Origin of the sequence: Halobacteriovorax sp. RT-2-3, assembly GCF_047085075.1 — a bacterium.
In the GTDB taxonomy this organism is placed as follows: domain Bacteria; phylum Bdellovibrionota; class Bacteriovoracia; order Bacteriovoracales; family Bacteriovoracaceae; genus Halobacteriovorax_A.
Genome location: NZ_JBKIYF010000002.1, coordinates 774,133 through 792,661 on the forward strand (window position 1 = coordinate 774,133; position 18,529 = coordinate 792,661).

At 37.8% G+C, this 18,529-nt stretch carries 17 protein-coding genes and 2 tRNA genes; 10 read left to right on the forward strand and 9 right to left on the reverse strand.

Annotation, left to right across the window (positions count from 1 at the left end):
• Positions 1 to 11: 11 nt before the first annotated feature.
• The gene (locus tag ACMAYX_RS09610; RefSeq protein WP_103217772.1) at positions 12 to 875 is read right to left on the reverse strand and encodes a hypothetical protein; all 864 of its coding nucleotides are present in this window, start codon (positions 873 to 875) and stop codon (positions 12 to 14) included.
• Between the two features lie 163 nt (positions 876 to 1,038).
• On the opposite strand from ACMAYX_RS09610, the gene ACMAYX_RS09615 reads away from it, so the two are divergent.
• On the forward strand, positions 1,039 to 1,251 hold the full coding sequence (locus ACMAYX_RS09615; protein ID WP_021267851.1) for a hypothetical protein: 213 nt from the start codon (positions 1,039 to 1,041) through the stop codon (positions 1,249 to 1,251).
• A 4-nt stretch (positions 1,252 to 1,255) separates the two neighbouring features.
• Here ACMAYX_RS09615 and uvrC read toward each other — a convergent pair whose 3' ends face one another.
• Complete coding sequence (uvrC, locus tag ACMAYX_RS09620) at positions 1,256 to 3,136, reverse strand: excinuclease ABC subunit UvrC (RefSeq protein ID WP_412470352.1); 1,881 nt, start codon at positions 3,134 to 3,136, stop codon at positions 1,256 to 1,258.
• Positions 3,137 to 3,225: 89 nt separating this feature from the next.
• Here uvrC and ACMAYX_RS09625 point away from each other — a divergent pair, with 89 nt between their 5' ends.
• Positions 3,226 to 3,645, forward strand: coding sequence for a hypothetical protein (locus ACMAYX_RS09625; protein WP_103217770.1), 420 nt, complete (start codon positions 3,226 to 3,228; stop codon positions 3,643 to 3,645).
• Positions 3,646 to 3,928: 283 nt separating this feature from the next.
• Here ACMAYX_RS09625 and ACMAYX_RS09630 read toward each other — a convergent pair whose 3' ends face one another.
• Complete coding sequence (locus ACMAYX_RS09630) at positions 3,929 to 5,737, reverse strand: hypothetical protein (protein ID WP_412471698.1); 1,809 nt, start codon at positions 5,735 to 5,737, stop codon at positions 3,929 to 3,931.
• Between the two features lie 153 nt (positions 5,738 to 5,890).
• Between ACMAYX_RS09630 and ACMAYX_RS09635 the strand changes: the two genes are divergently transcribed.
• Complete coding sequence (locus ACMAYX_RS09635) at positions 5,891 to 6,436, forward strand: hypothetical protein (protein ID WP_103217768.1); 546 nt, start codon at positions 5,891 to 5,893, stop codon at positions 6,434 to 6,436.
• A gap of 26 nt (positions 6,437 to 6,462) precedes the next feature.
• Here the strand turns inward: ACMAYX_RS09635 and ACMAYX_RS09640 are convergent, their stop codons facing one another.
• The gene (locus tag ACMAYX_RS09640) at positions 6,463 to 6,903 is read right to left on the reverse strand and encodes a DUF507 family protein (protein ID WP_103217767.1); all 441 of its coding nucleotides are present in this window, start codon (positions 6,901 to 6,903) and stop codon (positions 6,463 to 6,465) included.
• An 80-nt stretch (positions 6,904 to 6,983) separates the two neighbouring features.
• Entirely contained in the window at positions 6,984 to 8,645 is a 1,662-nt protein-coding gene (murJ, locus tag ACMAYX_RS09645) for a murein biosynthesis integral membrane protein MurJ (protein WP_412471697.1), read from the reverse strand.
• Here murJ and ACMAYX_RS09650 point away from each other — a divergent pair.
• The 3 genes from ACMAYX_RS09650 (at position 8,644) to feoB (ending at position 11,489) form a co-directional block, all read left to right on the forward strand.
• A complete protein-coding gene (locus ACMAYX_RS09650) occupies positions 8,644 to 9,189 on the forward strand; it encodes a deoxycytidylate deaminase (RefSeq protein WP_103217765.1) in 546 nt (181 codons plus the stop codon). The genes murJ and ACMAYX_RS09650 overlap by 2 nt on opposite strands.
• 96 nt (positions 9,190 to 9,285) lie before the next feature.
• Positions 9,286 to 9,516, forward strand: coding sequence for a FeoA family protein (locus ACMAYX_RS09655; RefSeq protein WP_392993444.1), 231 nt, complete (start codon positions 9,286 to 9,288; stop codon positions 9,514 to 9,516).
• Positions 9,516 to 11,489, forward strand: coding sequence for a ferrous iron transport protein B (feoB, locus tag ACMAYX_RS09660; protein WP_412463429.1), 1,974 nt, complete (start codon positions 9,516 to 9,518; stop codon positions 11,487 to 11,489). The genes ACMAYX_RS09655 and feoB overlap by 1 nt, the downstream gene beginning before the upstream one ends.
• Here feoB and ACMAYX_RS09665 read toward each other — a convergent pair.
• From ACMAYX_RS09665 to ACMAYX_RS09675, 3 genes are all read right to left on the reverse strand, one after another.
• Positions 11,486 to 12,586 (reverse strand): hypothetical protein, encoded by a 1,101-nt coding sequence (locus ACMAYX_RS09665; RefSeq protein WP_392993450.1) that lies wholly within the window; start codon positions 12,584 to 12,586, stop codon positions 11,486 to 11,488. The two genes, feoB and ACMAYX_RS09665, sit on opposite strands and share 4 nt — an antisense overlap.
• A gap of 105 nt (positions 12,587 to 12,691) precedes the next feature.
• The gene (locus ACMAYX_RS09670) at positions 12,692 to 13,189 is read right to left on the reverse strand and encodes a macro domain-containing protein (RefSeq protein WP_103217761.1); all 498 of its coding nucleotides are present in this window, start codon (positions 13,187 to 13,189) and stop codon (positions 12,692 to 12,694) included.
• Between the two features lie 24 nt (positions 13,190 to 13,213).
• On the reverse strand, positions 13,214 to 13,909 hold the full coding sequence (locus tag ACMAYX_RS09675; protein WP_412470356.1) for a transglycosylase SLT domain-containing protein: 696 nt from the start codon (positions 13,907 to 13,909) through the stop codon (positions 13,214 to 13,216).
• 131 nt (positions 13,910 to 14,040) lie between these two features.
• On the opposite strand from ACMAYX_RS09675, the gene ACMAYX_RS09680 reads away from it, so the two are divergent.
• The gene (locus tag ACMAYX_RS09680; protein ID WP_103217759.1) at positions 14,041 to 14,988 is read left to right on the forward strand and encodes a hydroxyacid dehydrogenase; all 948 of its coding nucleotides are present in this window, start codon (positions 14,041 to 14,043) and stop codon (positions 14,986 to 14,988) included.
• Positions 14,989 to 14,990: 2 nt separating this feature from the next.
• Positions 14,991 to 16,259, forward strand: a complete 1,269-nt coding sequence (locus tag ACMAYX_RS09685; RefSeq protein WP_103217758.1) for an adenylosuccinate synthase — start codon at positions 14,991 to 14,993, stop codon at positions 16,257 to 16,259.
• Between the two features lie 464 nt (positions 16,260 to 16,723).
• On the opposite strand, the gene mtaB is transcribed toward ACMAYX_RS09685, so the two are convergent.
• Positions 16,724 to 18,046, reverse strand: coding sequence for a tRNA (N(6)-L-threonylcarbamoyladenosine(37)-C(2))-methylthiotransferase MtaB (gene mtaB, locus ACMAYX_RS09690; RefSeq protein ID WP_103217757.1), 1,323 nt, complete (start codon positions 18,044 to 18,046; stop codon positions 16,724 to 16,726).
• A 201-nt stretch (positions 18,047 to 18,247) separates the two neighbouring features.
• On the opposite strand from mtaB, the gene ACMAYX_RS09695 reads away from it, so the two are divergent.
• Together ACMAYX_RS09695 and ACMAYX_RS09700 are read left to right on the forward strand one after the other, a co-directional pair.
• Positions 18,248 to 18,324 (forward strand) — tRNA-Lys (locus ACMAYX_RS09695).
• Between the two features lie 42 nt (positions 18,325 to 18,366).
• A tRNA-Glu gene (locus tag ACMAYX_RS09700) sits at positions 18,367 to 18,444 on the forward strand.
• The last annotated feature ends 85 nt before the right edge of the window (positions 18,445 to 18,529 follow it).

Genomic DNA, 18,529 nt, shown 5'->3' on the forward strand with positions numbered 1-18,529 from the left:
TACTAAGCTACTCAACTTGAGAGAAATTTTATCGCTTTTTGCATATCTGTCCACGCCGTTTTCTTCATGGACTCATTTACCTCTAGTAATTTAGGATGAAATAAAGGCATGACATCAATTAACTGAGCATTTCCATCAACTTCTATTTGAACTGAATGGAAGTCTCCGTGAACATTTGCAAGACGAACACGTTTATTTAAACATAGATTTGTTGCGGCAGCCCCAAGGCTAATGAGTAATCTTGGTTTAAAGTGAGCACAACATGTAAAGAGGAACTCGCGGGCATCTTTTTTAATAAATGGTACACGAATAAAGCGGCCACTTGAGATCTTCATGGCCTTAATCATACGTCCCATAATATCTTGATCTGATTCAATCATTGATAAAGGTAGAAAATCAGGGAGCTCCCCTTCTTCAATTTCATCAAGGCCAAAAAAGATAATATCTACCTCGCCTTGATAATCCTGATAGCCAGGAATTGTTTCAAGATTCCAAGATGTATTATATTGTGAAAGGAATTTATTTATATCATCATTAACTTTCAGAGTGTGAGTCGATTCACTAGGATTTGAAGCGGCAGCAATATCAATCTTTCTCTTTTGAGGTGCCACAGGAACTTCTATTTTTGGAGCTGTGACTGTTTCTTCAGCTCTGGCAACTTCTTGCTGAGCTGCGGCCACAATCGGCTTAGAATCAACTTGTGTGGCCCTAGGCTCATCCGAAGAAGCCTTGCTAGCAGTAAGTTTGCTCTCTTTTAACTTAGGATACCAAAGAGTGTTTTCAAATAACTTGGCACAGTAATTCGGCTTCTCATCACGTGAGACTTTTAAAATATTATTAAAATCTTTAGTTAATTTGGTTAAAAATTGCGCCATTACTTTATTTCCTATGGGTAAAATATCCCTAAGTCTTTAAAAAAAAAAGCATAAATTTCAGAACATTGTTAAGCCGCCGATAAATCAACTACATCCACTGCTTGGGACACTCTGCACAATCTCAAATCCCCAGTGGTAATTAATATTTAAAGGAGTTGCTACAATGTCATTCGATCCAGATTTCCAATTTGAAAACTTTGAAGAGTTATTTGGTGATGCCGATCAAGTACATAAGGTTTTAAATGATTGTCCTGTTTGTGGCTCTAAAATGGTTCACACACACCTATCGGATTATAAAAACTTGTACATACACGAGAATTCGAGATGTACTGATTGCGGGCACGGCAATCGTAAAAAAATCCACCACCTTAACTAGACAGTTATTTCTGAGGGAATTCGGCCATAAGCTTGGCATGGATTCTCTCAGCAAGCCCTTCTTTTATATCTAACTTGTGACTTATTTCAATCACACTTAATTGCGAAAGTTCTTTAAGATTTAAATCCATATTTTCATGAATTGTTTTAAGAGTCTTTTCACCAACTCCTTCAATATCATCAAACCACGAAGAAAAAATACGATCTCTCTCCTTCTTATGATGAAGCTTTCTCGAAAACCTGTGGGCCTCATCCCTCATTTGCACAACAATTCTCATTAGAGACGGTGTCTTTTTTAAGATATAAGGATTAATTCGATTAGGAATAATAAGACGTTCGTCTGAACTTGAAACTTCCTTATCTCTAAAAGAGTCTTGTTTGCTCGTTTTAATTTTAGCAATTCCCACGACAGGAATATCAAGTTCAAAATCTTCAAGAACTGCAAGAAAACTCGAAACTTGTCCCTTCCCACCATCAACAATGAAGACATCTGGAAGCTTTCCTTTCTTAAGTCTTCTCGCTAAAACTTCCCTCATCATGGCAAAATCGTTATTGCCCTCTGGCCTTTCTTCTAAGTGATAATAGCGATATTGAGTCTTATCCGGTTTTCCATCACGAAAAACAATTTGCGATGCTGTTGGAGACTTTCCTTGCCAAATGGCAACGTCGAAACACTCAAGAATTTTAGGAGTTTCTTTTAGATTTAAAAGTTCTTTTAATTTATTTAAACCAATCCATGGTCCATCAAGATTTTTAACCCTAAAGCGTTGATGCTCTCTTGCATGATCAAGAGTTAACTCATAAAGAGTTTTCATCTTCCCAATTGGCTTTTGAACTTCGACTTCTTGATCAAGTACTTCGTTAAATGCTTCACTAATCATTGAAAGATCAGCTTTTTTCTCATCAATATAAATACGACTTGGTAGCTTCTCTTTTGTATTTGAATAGTATTGAAATAAGAAGGTTTGAAAAAGCTCGTGATTTTCATTCTCACTATCACCTTTTCCAAAGTGATAGTTTTTATGACCAAGAAGGATTCCAGATCTCATCATATAAATTGAAATATCAATTTCTAATTCACCAACATGGTAGGCAACAATATCAAAGTCTTTTTCAGTCGTAAGTTCAACATTTTGCTTTTCATAACTTAATGAGAATTGTTTTAACTCTTCGATACTATCTCGTATTTCAGCGGCCCTTTCAAAGTGCTCACTTTCAGCAGCTTCAAACATCCTCTCTTCTAAAATTTTTAAGACATTACGACTTTGGCCTTCAAAGAAATTGATAACGTAGTTAAGATCATTAAAATAATCTTTTTCAGAAATATAATCCACACAAGGAGCCGAACATTGCTTCATTTGATAAATTAGACACGGGCGCTTCCTCTTTCTCATTTCTTCAATCGAACAGTCTCGTAAAGTAAAAGACTTTGTTAGAATTCTAGAAATTTTTAAGATGTTACTTCCCGTTGTAAAAGGGCCGAATAATTTAATCTTCTTCTTTCTCTTTGGTCTTCTCGTATAAACAAGTCGTGGAAATTTTTCATTCATATCGACTTGAATATAAGGATAACTTTTATCGTCTTTAAGTTGGATGTTATACTTAGGAATATGCTTTTTAATAAGGTTATTTTCTAAGATATATGCTTCTGCATCTGTCTTAGTCATTATAAAGTCGAAGTCTTGAATATGAGAGACAAGAATTTGAGTCTTTGGTGATTTTTCAGAACTATTAAAATAGCTAGACACTCGACTACGAAGGTTTTTCGCCTTTCCAATATAAAGAATTTCTTCGATGCCAGCGCGCTTTCGCTTCATTAAATAGCATCCAGATTTTGTCGGTAAATGTTTTGCTTTTTCCAGCAGTGCTAAAGTATTTTTCTTCATTATAATTATCTACATATTACCTTTTATTCTCTTTACTTTAATCCTATTCGCCATTAAATTGACCTAATTAAGCAAAAGGAAGAGAGAATATGTCAAAACTAGGTGTTGGTAAGGAAATTGTAACATATTGTAGCAAATGTAAGTTAGATCTTGCTCATTTAATTGTAGCAATGAAAGACGCAGATACTCCATACAAAGTTCTGTGTAATACTTGTAAAGCAACTCATGCATACAAGCCAAAAAAGGTAGCATCTCCAAGTGCTACTCGTCGCAAAGCTCCTGCGAAAAAAAGAATTTCAACTGAAGATAAAATTATTAATGTTTGGGAAAACGCGCTTCAAAAATTAGAAGGTGAACCTATTGCATATAATATTCGTCACAAATTTGAAGTTGGTGACATACTTGCTCACCCAACTTTTGGGCCAGGGCTTGTTGAAAAGAGTCTCGATGCTAATAAAATCGAAGTCCTCTTCAGAGGTTCAATTAAAATACTTATGCATAATAAATAAATATAAAAAGAGCTTGATAAGCTCTTTTTTTATTTATGCGTCCTTCATTTGGAATGAAGACGTACACGAGAGAAAGACCTTTAGGTCTTTCGGTTCGCAACAAACGCAATACAAAGAGGCTGATAGCCTCTTTTTTTATTTGTGCGCCCCTATTCGGTGCACATAGTATTCGAGAGAGAAACCTTTAGGTTTCTCGGTTCGCCACTGGCGCTATTTTTTTTATAAAAAAGCCTCCCATACAGGAGGCTTTCTTTTTATCTCTCATCTCTCTTGAAATTATTTTTTAATTCCAATTCATTCCCGCACTTCCACCAATTCCGACACTAAATTGACCATTAAGGGCCCCTCCGGCCATTGATCCAAAGTTAGTACCAGAGTTGTAATAACCATTATACGAATTTGCATAAATATTTTGTTGAGCATTTTGTAAGTTCTGATACAGAGCTTGGTTAGCATACATTACGTTCGCTTGGTTTTGATAATTACCTTGAGCAACAGCTTGTCCTTGAAGTCCGTTGATGTAGCTCTGGAACTGTTGTGCTTGATAACCATTATTATAGTTTCCATTTGCTCCCCAGTTTCCGTTGGCACCCCAACCTCCGTTAGCATTACCATTTAGGCCCCAACCGTTTCCACCGTTGACTCCCCAACCAGCGTTTCCGTTAACACCCCAACCATTATTAGCGCCAGTTCCCCAACCTCCGTTGACTCCCCATCCGCCATTAATATTTCCATTTCCACCAGGAAAAGTATTTCCACAAGCACATGGTGCTGAAATACACATACATGCAGGGTTTCCGCCGCCATTGGCCCAACCGCCGTTAACACCCCAATTGCCGTTTCCACCGCCATTGACGCCCCAACCGCCAGAGATAACTCCACCGACACCTGGTCCAGGAAGAGATGGATAAACTCCACCATTACCCCAACCGCCGTTGCCCCAGCCGCCATTTGTACCACCGTTGATTCCCCAACCTAGGTTCACACCTGCATTAATACCTGTTCCAGGATACATTCCCCAACCAGATCCAGGGTACATTCCCCAACCTGCGCCAGTGTTCATCCCAGGGTACGCTCCAGTGCTACCAATATTAAGTCCAAAATTTAAACCAGTATTCATTCCGAAACCGTTACCCATTCCGAAACCATTACCCATTCCAAAACCATTGCCCATTCCCATGCCAAAGTTTGCACCAAAGCCTGTTCCGAAACCTGTTCCATATGGGTATCCACCCATTCCCATGCCCATTCCAAAGCCTGAGTTCATACCGAAACCTGGGTACATTCCACCATAGATATTTCCTGGGTACATTCCTGGGTAACCACCCATGCCCATTCCGCCGTTGATATTTACACCAAATCCAGCATTACCACCTGTTAGAAGTCCAGCAAGTGCCGAACCTGCAAGAGAACCTAATGGGTTCATATAAACATTCGCTTGGTAGTTTCCACCAAAGCCATTGCCCATCCCCATTCCGTTACCCATGCCCATGCCCCATCCGGCATTTCCATAGATATTACCACCGAAGTTAGGTCCACCCATTCCACCTAGGAATCCTGAAGTGTAACCTTGACCTAGCCAACCGTTACCAACTCCACCAAAAGTTCCACCAGTAAGACCAAGTCCACCAGCGTACATACCGTAGCCGTAACCGTTACAAGAATTAAGCATTGAAGTTTGCTCTTTTGGAAGAATTGGGTTTGCACCCCTTTCAAGGTTATAATCTAAATAGCCATCGATTTGACCGTGGCATGATTTAATTCCATTTTCATAAGCATTTGCCCATGACTCTTGAGAATCAGCTTGGTGTTTAGTGGCGAAAAAAACACTCCCCATTGCTGCAAGTGAAGGAATTGCAACTTTTGCAACTTCGGCCCACTCATTTCTTTCAGGAAGTTTAGGTAAACAATCGACACAGAAGTCATTACTTCCAGAGCTTCCACGAGATGCTCTTGTCACACATGCCTGAGCATCATCTTCATAGCCATTGTCTCTTAAATAGATACAATCACTGATGTCGATCTCAGCATATGTATTTAGCATCATCATCGCCAATAAGATGCTTTTCGTGCCAATAAGTCTTAACTTCATAGTTTTCTCCATAAAAACTTTAACAATCCTCAACTACTTAACGACACTTTATGAATGAAACTTGAGTAAACTATCGACTTTTTCTATAAAGTATTGATTTAACTGATTAATATTACGTTTACGAAGCCAAAAATTAGGGATAAATTGCGGATTATGAGTAATATTTTTTGGTGGATCATCCTCATTTGCATTTTAATTTTTGCTACTTATGCAGCATTTGTTATTAAAGGTGAAAAAAAAGTCGCCTTAAAGAATGCTATCAGCTTCCCTTTTCACGGGCTTGAAATTCCAATTCCCCCTTGGTGGACTCTAACGACAGATGAATCTGAATTAAAAATATTTGAAAGAACTGATACTCGCTACGAGTGGCAATCGCGCTTTAGCTTCACTAATAAAAACTATTCAGATTTACAATCGGCATTTGAAGAGCTCGCTATTAATAATGAACTCGTCTTTGATAAAGATACAACAATTATCCACGAGCCTAAATCTTTCGAGAAATTATATGAGCAAGGAATAGAAACTCTAAGAGTTGAAGGAACGGCCACAAAGGGACATGAGCTTCGTGTCTACTACGATGCTGCTCTACTAAAAACTGATGATGGTATTGTCATTTTAGAAAGTGAGAGTTCGGTTCTAAATGGTTTGCTTGAAGGTCCGTTTTTCGAACAGTCGCTACACAATATTAAAAAGAAATAAAAAAAGCTCCTTAAGGAGCTTTTTTATTATCTAGTCTTAAATGTTCTAATATTCTGTACTAGGAAGTTGTGAATTTCTTCATCAGTTCCAAAAACATCATCAATGAATTCACAATCAATTAAAAATGCAGTCATACGATTTGCAATATTATGTAGTGACTCTACTAAGTAAAGACCACCAATATTTTCACCACTAAATGACTTAATAATTTCTTTACGAGCATGGTTGAACATTTCAGACTCTGTTACGTCTTCAGGCATATTATCTACACCCATCTTCTCTTCAACTTCTTCGATAGCCTGATCGCGAATATCTTCATCAGTTGCTAGACATACACCAAATTCAGTGGCCATTGATTCAATAAGCTTCTCACGATTTGCAATATCGAATTCAATAACACCCTTTTCCTTAAGTGTATTAATTGTATGACTCGCTAAATTTTCGAGTGTTTCAAAACTAGTTCTCATTTACTGCTCCAAATGTGTAATCTCTTTAAGTTTAACGACTTGCCTCTCATCAAGCAAGAGAATTTATGATTACTTCCATTCTAATTTCGGCGGATTATCTTATTTAAGAAGCGCTGAATTAAAACATAATCCCCTAAGACACTTAGCACAATAACATAAGCAATAGCACCTGCACACGCTGCAGTAACGAAGGCCGCGAGATTATCAAGAGTCGAAAAAATATTATTTGGGAAGTGGCCACGTACATATTGTGTAGCATAAAAGGCCAATAGTGAGCTTAAACCAATTTTAAAAAATCTTAGCGGGAAGAAGAAATTAAGCCCTAGATCTAGTAATTTAAATAATAGAATCGACTGAACAAGGATGATAAAAATCATCGATACAGATGTCCCCATAGCAAGAATTTTAAAACCGTATGTACCAACAAGTGAAAAACAGAAGACAATATTAATTCCGACAGCAATCGAAGAGATAATTACAGGAATCTTTGGTTTATCTAATGTGTAAAAACTCGGAGAAAACACCTTATAGAGTCCATAAAATGGAAGTCCAAATAAATAAGCATAAAGTGCTTCTGTTACCATCTTAGTATCATCAAGACCGAAGGCTCCACGCTGAAAAGAAATTGCAACGCAGTCTTGGGCAAGTGCAAACATTAAGGCCATTGCTGGCATAAGAACAAAAAGACTTGTTATATAACTTGTTTGAAGTGCTGCCTTTGCTTCTTCTTCCTTGCCTCCCCTCCAAAGTTCAGAGAAGTAAACGAGATTGGAATTTCCAATCGAAACACCTAAAATTCCTACAGGGAATTGAAATAATCGAAAAGCATATTGTAGCCAAGAAACAGCTCCAACAACTGTACCTGTAGCTAAGAAAGTTGAAACCAAAAGATTGATCTGAGTTGCAGCAACACCTATTGTTCCAATACTCATTCGTTTTAAAATTTCTTTTACATCACTTGAAAAAAGATCAATACCATCAACCTTTACAAGTCCTTTTGAAAATAGCATCGGTACTTGAATAAGCATCTGAAAAAATCCACCAACAAGAACCCCTATTCCTAAAGAAATAATCGGATGAAGATTCTTTGCTTCTAAGTACTTTGGTAATGTCACCATCGCAATGATCATAATGATATTAAAAACAGCTGGTGCCATCGCAGGAGCAAAGAACATTTTATAAGTGTTAAGAACTCCCATAAAAAGTGCGGCCACAGAAACGAATGCTAAGAAAGGTGACATCATTCTTGTTAACAATACAGATAATTCAAATCGATTTACATCAGAAGTAAAAAGCTCATTTGTTAATACTTGAATGATTTGTGGAGCAAAGATAAAAATCAGTAAACAAACAATCGAAGTGATAGCTAGTAAGACAATGGCCATTGACCATAGAAGCTTGCGAGCGTGTTCATCGCCATCTTTTTTGGCCGAAGTAAATATTGGGACAAAGGCAGATGAGAAAGAACCTTCTGCAAATAAGTCACGCAACATATTCGGAATACGAAAAGCAATTTGATAGGCATCAGTAAGCCCCGAAGCACCAAAAAGTTTGGCCATTAAAATTTCTCTAGCAAAACCCAATACACGACTTGATAAAGTTGCAACGGCCATCTTAATAGAGGATAGTAAAAAATTCTTCCTGTGTTCTCTTGTCATTCCAATATTTTGCACCACCCTATCTGACTTAACAAGCTTCCAGTAGTTGCCAAGTGAAGGATAATTAACTAATCTTGCTGCCATGAAAACAGAGTTGGAAAAGTCGATTAATCACATCAATACAAAGAGTGCCGTAAATTGGGACGAATACTTTATGCTTCAGGCTATTATGGCAAGTTTCAAGAGTAAGGATCCGGCCACAAAAGTAGGATGTGTTTTTGTTGATGATAATAACCATCAAATAACTTTTGGTTACAACGGCTTTGTTGCGGGAATTGATGAAACAAAACTTCCTTGGGGAAAAGAGAGAACTCTCCCTCTCGAGCAACAAAAGTATGGATACGTTGTTCACGCCGAGGCCAATGCAATTCTTCACTCAAATCACAAATTATATGGCGCTAGATGTTACGTGACACTATTTCCTTGTCATGAGTGTGCCAAGCTTCTTGCTTCTTCAAAGATTAAAGAAATCGTATACTTACAAGATAAACATTCAGGTACTGAGTCAAATCGTATCTCTCGTCGCATCTTCGACCTCACTGGAGTGAAGTATCGACAGCTTACTCTTGGTGAGCACGTTCTCGATTCACTCATTGCACACTTTACCGACGCCTTCTATCGCGACTAACTCACTGTGTAAACATGGTTCATATCAGTAAAGTGTTCCTAGACAAGTTTGACTAATAAAACTATAGTAAGCCCATTGAGACGAATGGAGTTAAATATGGTTTTATCGAAGGTTAAAAAAGGCGTAAATGTTAAGATCCTATCATTTGATAAAGGACTTAAACATAAGACAATTATGACAGGACTTGGGATTCTTCCAGGTGATGCAATTCAAGTTGTCGCTCCTTCATTCTTAGGCTCTCCTCTTACTCTTAGATTAACAGATGGTGAAACAGTTGCCCTTCGTTTAAGCGAAGCTAGTCTCATCAATGTTGAGGAATTAAATTAATGAGAAAAATTTTACTTATTGGCCCTGCAAACTCAGGGAAGTCGGCGATTTTCAATATCCTTTCTGGAGCGAATCGTAAGGTTGCAAACTACAATGGAATTACTGTTGATACGGCCACAGCGGGTCTTATTTCTAATGCTCGTCATGAAGAAAAGTTAGCAGTAGTTGACCTTCCTGGGATTTATTCACTTGTTCCATCTTCAATTGATGAAGCAGTAACAGTTTCCACTTTAATCGGAAGAAATAATCAAGTTACAGAATTTCACGATATTGTTTGTGTTGTTGATTGTGCTCGCCTGGACTCTTCTCTATCTCTTGCACTTGCTGTTAAAGAACTCTTTGGAGGCAAGATTAAAATCATCTTCAATAAGTATGATCTTGATGTAACAAAGAATTACGATTTTGATAAAATTGGCGAACACATTGGTGTTCCTTATATTAAGTTCTCTACAATGAGAGACAGTGGAGCAACACTTGAAAACTTCTTAAGAGAAAACTCTTCAAGTGAAATTCTCCTTCCAACTAATAAAATAAAACTTTCAAATGAATCAACGGAATACAATCCATTTAATGTGAGCTTTGAAGAAGATCAATTTGTTGAGCTTCAAAATGAAGTTTCTGCTCTTTCTCAAATTGAAAAGTATCAAAGAAAAGCAAGAGACCTAAAAGCATCATATGCGATTGGAAAAAATAAGAGCCTGATTCAACTTTCAAATAAAATTGACCACTTTGTTCTTCACCCTTTCTTAGGTGGTGTTATCTTCTTGGCAATTTTCTACTTAATCTTCCATTCAATTTATACTTGGGCAGGTCCGGCAATGGATCTCATTGATGGTGGTGTTGGTGCATTCGGAGAATACGTTGCAGCTATGCTTCCGCAAGGAATGCTAAATAGTTTTATTGTTGACGGAATCATTGCAGGTGTTGGTGGAGTTGTAATCTTCCTTCCACAAATTATGATTCTCTTCTTCCTTCTAAGTCTTCTTGAGCAAAGTGGATATATTTCACGTGCTTCAATCATTACAGATAAGGCCATGTCATATTTTGGCTTAAATGGAAAAGCGTTCCTACCATATCTTTCGGGGTTTGCTTGTTCTGTTCCAGCGATTATGGCTACAAGAACGATTTCAGATAAAAAAGAAAGACTTGCAACATTAATGACGATTCCACTCATTACATGCTCGGCAAGACTGCCAGTTTATATTCTTCTTATTGGAACTTTTGTTCCTGAAAAAACTGTATTTGGAATTTTCAATTCTCAAGCCTTAGCATTTTTCTTCCTTTATTTCCTAGGAAGTATTGTTGCACTTATTATTGCAAAAATCTTTAGACTAACTCTTTATAAGGGAAGTACGACTTCATTTATTATTGAATTACCTCTTTATCAGATGCCTACTCTTAAGCCCGCTTTTAAGGCGATGATCTTCAAAGGAAGAGTATTTTTAAAGAAGGCCGGAACAATCATCTTAGGTCTTTCAATGGTAATTTGGTTTCTTTCGACTTTCCCAAAACCAGCTGAAGAACTGCTTATTGGAAAGTCAGAGGCAGAGTCCGCTGCAATTTCTCTAGAGTACTCAACTATTGGCCAATTTGGAAAATTAATTGAACCAGTTATTAAGCCACTTGGATACAACTGGAAGATGGGAGTTGGAATCACTGTTGCCATGGGTGCACGTGAGCTATTCGTATCAACACTTGGAACAATTTATGCTCTAGGTGATGTCGATGAAGAATCAACAACTCTAAGAGAAAGACTAAGAGCTGAGATTGACCCAGAAACAAATAAGCCAGTATTTAATACGGCCGTGGCCTGGTCTCTTCTAATCTTCTTTGCCTTTGCAATGCAATGTATCTCAACACTTGGGATTGTTCGAAGAGAAACAGATGGTTGGGGACATGTCTTCCTAATGTTTGGGTATATGACAGTTCTTGCTTATGGTGGTGCTTTTATTACTTACCACTTACTTGTTTAATCACAACTTTGATCTTTAGATAATTGAATAAACCTCACGGCATCACTTAGTAATAAGCCGATGTCGAGAGGGTCTCTTTCAAAAATTACCGTAACAACTTTATCTGCCTCAACCTCGTGCTTTCCTAGGTTTACCCAACCACTCTTGCTACTTTGCATATTATAACTAACAAAAGTCGAAAAGATTTCCACATCTTCTTGAAAGATACTCACTTTAACATTTGATAGGGCCCCTACAATCGTAGGTCGATAAACTTGTAAGCAATAATTTGTTCTACTAGGCATGAAGTTATAAGTTGAATAAGCATATTCATCTTCACTCATTCGAACAATATTTCCATCAGCACCTTTAAGCTTACTATTTACCCAATCGCCGTATTCACGGTAGCCATCTGTTCCTTTAAAAGTTTTCTGATCAACAGCCTTGGCCATTATCGTTGCACTCTCATCGAGGTCTTTATAAATTATTCCCTGACAGTCTTCATAATCACCAAGCTTTTTGAAAACTACTTCATCGGCCCTTAGAAGTAGTGGATCCTCAGCACCTTTTGAAAGAATCACACGACTCTCCTGTCCTGAAGTAAACGAGAACTCACCCAATGGATAAAGTCCCTTTTCACTACTTTGAAGTCTTAGACTAAAGTTGGCCAATCCAATTTCTTCAACACCATCAAAGATATCTATAATTGCATTATCTGTAGCATTCATTGATGGCACTCTGTAGTACCAAATACAATAGGTCGAATCGCCCAAAAGATCTGTGACATAGATGGCCCTAGCGCCAGGATCATTGGTGTAGCGACTTATACTTCCCTGATATCCTTTTAGGGTGTCCTGAAACCAATTCCCTTCTTGAATAAATCCGACTGTATCATCGAGAGAATTTTTTTGAGTGATATCAAAGAAGTTTCCAATAACAACTTCCTCCTCACCTTCAACAAATGTACTGGCCGGCGCCCTTGTACCTACATTTAAAGATTGATCTGAAATCATCTCACTTCTTATTTTTCTAAGATTGTGGCCTCGACCTAGACAGGCCACAAGAATAACAATGGCCAATAGTGGGAATAAATAAGTGAACACTTTTCGTTTCTTCATGATTGTGCCTCTTGATAAGTATCATATCAGTCGTTCACAGAAATTCTAAAATGAAGAAGAGTAAATAAACTCAAGTATTATTAAGAGATCACTCTTTTGTAGAGGCTACAGAATTGTTTTATAGATCTCGTAGCTTTCATCGTCGAAGCAGCAGAAGATTACATCATCAAATTCTTCAATAGCATCAAAACTTTTTACGGCCGAAGTTGCAGTAATGGCAGCTTCAATTTTTGGATAGCCAAAGATTCCCGTTGAGATACATGGAAAGGCAACAGACTTACATTCGTTTTCTAGAGCAAGTGAAAGTGCGTAGATATAGCACTTCTCAAGTAAATCAGATTCACCATTTCCTCCACCTTCCCATTTTGGGCCAACGGCGTGAATGATAAATTCAGCTGGGATATTATATGCCTTAGTCAGTCTTGCTTCTCCGACAGGGCAACCCCCCACTTCCTTAAGTTCATCAGCTAATTCCTGACCACAGGCTGCATGGATTGCACCATCAACTCCACCACCAGCTTTTAATTCACTATTGGCTGCGTTAACAATGGCATCAACATCTAAAGTTGTAATATCGGCTTTAATTACTTGAATATTTTTCATAAAGAATTTTTAGCACGAATAAGTTTAGATTTCATCGTAAAACTTTAAGATTGTGCGGGCATACCAAAATTTTCTCTCTCCAGGCTCACCATTGTAATCAACCAACGCCTCATAATAATTTGTCATGAGATCATCTTGGTAATTCTTGGCCAAATAAACCTTTAAAAGGATAGCGCCATAAACTAGGGATAGATCAAGATCATGTAAAAATAGGAGCTTCTGCTCTGCCCATGTTCTCTCTCGAAGCCACAAGTGTGTCCATTCAGGAATTTCGTCAGAAAGAGTATTATTTAAATAAAGTGTATTTTGTAGATTTGCGTAATCAGGGCCTCTTTGACCAAGTTGATCGGAAACTTCTTGCGCTCCAATGGATGTAAACTGTGTTAACCCTACTGCTCCTGTTGGAGAAATAGCATCTCGTACAAAATTAGACTCCATACGGATCAATGCCAGAAATAGCTTTGCATCAACCCCAAATAGCTCTGCGACCTCAATGACTCGATCAGTAATGAGAGTGGCTTCTTGCTCAGAAGCACTAGGATTTTGGGCCATGATATACGCCTCAAAATCACCCTTAGAATATTCCTGAGTTATCTGATAATTCCTAATCATATCCTCATGACCAACGAAGTAGCCCTCAGGAATATAGGAAGCAAGAGATGCTGATACAAACAATTGCGTGAATATAAGTAATACTAATAATTTTTTAAATTTTTGCATCATGATAATTATGGTTAACGAAAAACTAAATAGCAACTTACAAAAAGTTTCTAATATTAAGGGTTACATGTAGCAAGTTGCGTTCTATAATCGCAATACAAGAAAAACTTAAAAAATCCATGGAGGCCTGAGTGAAACCATTTATCGTCGTTTGTGATGGAATGGATGCAGAAGTTTTTGCATCTCTACAAGCTATCAGCGAATTAGAAGTTCACCCAAAACCAAAATTATCTCAAGACGAGATCAAAGAACTACTACCAAAAGCAAGTGCTCTTGTTATTAGATCATCAACTACGATTGGAGAAGAATATCTTGAACTTGCTCCAAATCTTAAATATGTAATCCGTGCAGGTGCGGGAACAGATAATATCGATAAAGTTAAATGTGGTGAGCGTGGAGTTAAAGTTTCAAACACTCCAGGCGCTAATAATAACTCAGCAGCTGAACATGCTATCGCACTTATGATGACAGTTCTAAGACATACAGCTGCCGCAGACGCAACAATGAAAAACGGCGGATGGGACAAGTCTAAGTACACAGGTAATGAACTAGCAAATAAGAAAGTTGGTATCGTTGGTTTTGGCCAAATTGGAAAGATCGTTGCAAAACGTCTTCAAGGATTTGAGCCACAAGTTAAGTTCTTTGATCCATTCTGTGAATCGAGTGATCTTGATTATGTTACTAAAGCAAATACTGTCGAAGAAATTTTTGAGACTTGTGACATTATTACACTTCACACTCCTTTAATGGATGCAACAAGAGGAATGGTAAACAAGGATCTATTTAATAAAATGAAACCACATGCAATTCTAGTAAATGCATCTCGTGGTGGAATTGTTAATGAGCAAGACTTAGCTGTTGCTCTTATGGAAAAGAAATTTAAAGCAGCAGGCTTTGATGTTTTCGCAACTGAGCCACTTGAAGAAGACTCACCTCTTCGTAAGATTCCTAATCTTGTTCTAACTCCACACCTAGGAGCTTCAACTGATGAAGCTCAATTAAGAGTTGGAGAGATGGCCGTAAATCAACTGAAAGAATTCTTTTTAAACGATAATTTACTACACGAGGTTAAAGCTTAATTATGAAATCACTTGCGATTATTGGTTCTCAATGGGGAGACGAAGGTAAAGGAAAAATCACTGACCTACTTGGACTAAAATGCGATGTTGTTGTTCGCTACCAAGGAGGAAACAACGCAGGTCATACGATCATCGTTGGAACAAAAAAAGTTGTTCTTCACCTAATCCCTTCAGGTATTTTACACGATCACTGTGTATCAGTTATTGGTCACGGTGTTGTACTTGATCCAGAAGCATTTTCTAAAGAAATAGAAAATGTAAAAAATTCTGGTCTAACTGTTTCTCCTGAAAAACTAAAGATATCTTCTAACACTTCTGTTATCACTTACTACAACCGCCTTCTTGACGGTCAACGTGAAGCAAAGGGTCCTGTCAAAATTGGAACGACAGGAAAAGGAATTGGTCCTGCATACGAAGATAAAATTTCACGCAAGGGTATCAAAGTAAAAGATCTTTTTAACAAAGAAGTCCTTACAGAGAAATTGAAAGCAAACCTTTTAGAAAAAGAAACATTATTCACTAAATTATATGAATGTGAATTTCCAAGTGTAGAGGAAGAAGTTGAAAGACTAATGACTCTTGCAAAAGAAATTGAACCATTTGTTTGTGACACTTTCAGCTTCCTTGATGAGGCAAAACGCGCTGGAAAGAAAATTCTTTTTGAAGGTGCACAAGGTGTTCTACTTGATATCGACTTTGGTTCATATCCATTCGTAACATCTTCTTCTACTGCTTATGCAGGTATTTACTCAGGAGCAGGACTTCCTGGTGGAACAGTCGAAGAAGTACTAGGAATTACAAAAGCCTACACAACAAGAGTTGGAGAAGGCCCATTCCCTACTGAATTATTTGATCAAATGGGAGATGATATTCAAACTAAAGGTGGCGAGTTTGGAGCGACAACAGGTCGTAAGAGAAGATGTGGATGGCTTGACCTCCCTCTTCTAAAATACTCTGTTAAATGCTCTAACCTAACTTCTATCGCTTTAACAAAATTAGATGTTCTAAGTGAGATGGGACCTCTAAAAGTTTGTACAGGATATGAGTACGAAGGTCGTACGATCGATTGTGCTTATCCGGGAATTGATCTTGCAAAGGTTAAGCCAATCCTAAAAGAAGTACCCGGCTTTAACGATGACTTCAAAGGTGAGCTATCACAAGAAGTTAAAGACTATATTGCTCTTATCGAAGAAGCGATTCAAATCCCTGTAGGGATCATTGCTTTTGGTCCAGAAAGATCTGAAATCAAATTTCTAAAAGAATACTTCTAAATTTAAATTAGAACTTCGGCCCTGAGTTACCTCGGGGCCTATATCCATCTTGTGTCGTTTTTTTTTGAGATGGCCGTCGCAGAAAACCATCATTGAGGCGAGTGCCTAATTCAAAGCTACTCATAGATTGTGTGTGGTATATGCTCAATCGCATCTTCTAATAAGCGCGATGGATTTATAATTTATAAAGCCCTTGTGCTACAGCGGGAGAGAGAGATGTACGCAGTAGCACAAAGATTTTCGCCAGTAAGACACTTCTTCAGATTCAGAGAGGGACTTGAGAAATTAAAATCGGCAAGTGGAGTTTTTTAAAAGCAGAACAAAAAATTCTAAGGCTTGCCAACCTTGTTTCCTACTGACAAAACTAGAATATAAAAATTCATCCACCTGAGTGTTCAAGTTGTGTTAGGAAAACGTTTTTAATTGTTAATTAATTGTCAAAAAGATCGTGAGCGCCGCAGCATCTAGCATAACTCAGCAAAAACCTTATTCTCTTTAAACTCAATTAAGCGAACTTGATGGATTTGATTCTTTAAATCACCATCATGTGCAACCTTAACGCGAATAAAGTTTGAAGTGTAACCTTCCCATAGGCCTTGTTTGTCTTTCTTTTCAAAAAGAACTTGAGATGTCTCTCCGATATAGTCTTCAGAGAACATATTTAGCTTAGCATCTCCAAGCATCATAAGAGTCTTTACACGACTCTTTTTTACTGGGTGCTGAATATGGTCTTCCATACGTGCAGCAACTGTATTCTTTCTTTTAGAATATGGAAACACATGGAAGTGAGTGATTGGTAACTCTTTTAAAAGGTTAAAAGTATCTTGGAATTGCTCATCAGTTTCTCCAGGGAAACCACAGATTACATCTGCTCCAATTCCAGCGTTTGGAAAACGCGTGATAATTTTATTAATGATCGTCTTATAATCTTCTACAGTATACTTACGCTTCATTCCCGAAAGAATTTCATCATTCCCACTTTGCATAGGTACGTGGAAGTGATCAAGAAACTTTGGATTAGCGTGCATATAATCAAGAAGCTCATCTGTAATCGTATTCGGCTCAACACTACCAAGACGAATTCTCTCTAAACCCTCCAGAGCATTTAACTCTTTTAATAGATCTAAAAGTTTTTCACCTGAAGTAGTTTCGTACTCACCAATATTTACACCAGTAAGAACGATCTCTTTAAAACCTTGAGCAACAACAGCTCTCGCCTCTTCCATTGCTTGTGCAATTGAAACCGCTTTTGAGCGTCCTCGAGCAAAAGGAATAATACAGAATGAACAAACGTAATTACATCCATCTTGTATCTTTAAGAAAGCTCTAGTGTGTCCTTCTTCTTTAGAAGTTGCAGCACCAAAGAAGTCTTTAGACTTATCGATGTGGATTGTATCTGTTTCATCTTCGTTTAAGTAATCAAAGACTTTATATTTTTCACTTGTTCCTAAAACGAGATCAACACCAGTCATCTTTGCAATTCTTGGCGCATCCATTTGAGCGTAACAGCCTGCCACAACAATCTTTCCATCTGGAGAAGAACGGTGTGCCTTACGAATTAAGTTTCGACAAGTTGAATCTGCACTATCTGTTACAGTACATGTGTTAATAAAAGTAACATCAGCTTGCTCACCAAACTCAACAACCTTATACCCACGCTCAACAAAGCCTTGAGAAATTGTTCCTGTCTCAGAAAAATTTAAACGACAGCCCAAAGTATGAAACGCTACTTTTTTTCCATCAAAATTTTCTAATTCATTATTTGTTGAATCTACTTCTGTTGTCACTGAAGCCTACCTCTTAAAACACTAGTAATAGTGGGCTAAATTAGCTCATAAGGCCTTTGATGACAAGGTGGGCGATAAAAAATACTAAGGGTAAATAAAATTAACTTCTTAAAAAAATTACACTTTTTTTTTATTTTTTTTAAATTCCCTGTTGACTTCTGAACCAAGATTACTTATATTCAATCTCACCAAAACACAGATGGTCTCTTAGCTCAGTTGGTTAGAGCATCTCCCTTTTAAGGAGAGGGTCCTGCGTTCGAGTCGCAGAGAGATCACCATTTTAATGTTTTTTGGTTTCCAAATCCGGGAATTAAGTTAGCGCTCCCATCGTCTAGCCCGGTCTAGGACACCGCCTTTTCACGGCGGTAACAGGGGTTCGAATCCCCTTGGGAGTACCAGTTTTATAAAGAAGCCAGACCTAGTCTGGCTTTTTTATTTTCTACGCCTTTCTTTTCTCAAACACTTTCAACCATTTCACTTAAC